2 protein-coding genes are annotated in these 1,607 nt (G+C 56.1%); both read left to right on the top strand.

Annotated elements, in window-relative coordinates; translation table 11 throughout:
• The first annotated feature begins 94 nt into the window (after positions 1–94).
• Positions 95–1,075: an IS5-like element ISPa41 family transposase gene (locus C4K88_RS17995; protein WP_004576175.1), complete on the top strand. Its 981-nt coding sequence runs from the start codon at positions 95–97 to the stop codon at positions 1,073–1,075.
• Positions 1,076–1,417: 342 nt separating this feature from the next.
• Positions 1,418–1,607 (top strand): BufA1 family periplasmic bufferin-type metallophore (bufA1, locus tag C4K88_RS17990; protein WP_104122813.1); only part of this gene is annotated, 190 nt, incomplete at its 3' end.

The following is a 1,607-nucleotide window of genomic DNA, read 5'->3' as shown; positions in this document are numbered from 1 at the left end:
CGTTGCATTGGCGCCTTGGAGCGTTGGGCTAGGGAATCTCCGAACAAGCCTTCAGTTATGCGAGAATCCCCGCAACACCTGATCCGAGCCGCCCATGAGCCAGATGAGCTTTTCCGACTTTGAGTACGCCGGCAAGCGCAAGCAAACCCGCCGAGAGCGCTTCCTCGCCGAAATGGATCAGGTGGTGCCCTGGGCAGGCCTGCTGGAGCTGATCGAACCGTTCTACCCCAAGGCCGGCGGCGGTAGAAAACCCTATCCTCTGGAAACCATGCTGCGCATCCATCTGTTGCAGAACTGGTTCTCCCTGAGCGACCCGGCCATGGAAGAAGCGCTCTACGAAATCACGCCCATGCGCCAGTTCGCACTCCTGACGCTGAGCGCGCCAATCCCCGAAGACACCACGATCATGAACTTCCGGCACTTGCTGGAGAAGCATCAGCTCGCACCGGCAATCCTTGCGGTCATCAATGGTTATCTGCAGGAAAAAGGCCTGTCGCTGCGCCAAGGCACCATCGTCGATGCCACCATTATTCATGCCCCCAGCTCGACCAAAAATAAAGAAGGCAAGCGTGATCCCGAGATGCACCAGACCAAGAAAGGCGGTCAGTATTTCTTCGGGATGAAGGCGCACATCGGTGCCGATGTCGAGTCCGGCCTGGTGCATCACGTCCATGGCACCGCTGCCAATGTGGCCGATGTCACGCAGGTGGCTGAACTGCTGCATGGCGAAGAAAACGCCGTGTATGCAGATGCCGGTTACACCGGTGTCGAAAGGCGCGAAGAGCATGAAAATCGGGGGGTGATCTGGCAGATTGCAGCGCGTCGCAGCACCTATTCCAAGCTGAACCAGCGCAGCGTACTGTACAAAGCCAAGCGCAAGATCGAGTTCTGCAAGGCTCAGACACGGGCCAAGGTCGAGCATCCGTTTCGCGTGATCAAGCGGCAGTTTGGTTACGTGAAAGTACGTTTTCGTGGGCTGATGAAAAACACGGCTCAGTTGACCACGCTGTTCGCCCTGGCAAACCTGTGGAGGGTTCGAAAACAGCTCATGGGTATGGGTGAGGTTCGCGTTTAACACGGAGAACCGGTCGAAAAAGCTCTCCGTACATGATTTTTCGGTCACTTTTCGTCCAATGACGCTGTAGGTGCCTGGAAAATTGCAACTTGCCGCGGCTGCACGACAAGTTGATCGGAGCATCCCTAAGAGGGCCTGTCAGCAACCTGAGCCGAACATTACAGTTCTGTCAGGTTGCTATTTCTTTCTTGTAGCCCATCCAGAAGGCTCGGTACTGTCTTTCATGCCCTCATAAAGCCTTGCGAATTTCTTGAGAGGGCATGCTCGGCAGCGATGCCTAAGCTACTCAGGGTCATTCGCACCCGCGGATAAGACCACCAACAATTAAGAGAGATTGTCACTATGTCGAATAAATCCAACGTCGCTACCGGTGCCGCTCTGGCTCTCGTGGCCGCCAGCCTGTTTGCTACCCTGCCTGTCCAGGCCGCCCAGGACACCAAAGCAGCTGAAGTGAAGTGCTTCGGCGTCAACGGTTGCAAGGGCCAGAACGACTGCATGACCGCCAAAAATGCCTGCAAAGGCCAGGGAGAAT

Origin of the sequence: Arthrobacter pityocampae, from assembly GCF_002927275.1 — a bacterium.
In the GTDB taxonomy this organism is placed as follows: Bacteria; Actinomycetota; Actinomycetes; order Actinomycetales; family Micrococcaceae; genus Arthrobacter_D; species Arthrobacter_D pityocampae.
This window is presented reverse-complemented; position numbering and strand designations above follow the sequence as displayed.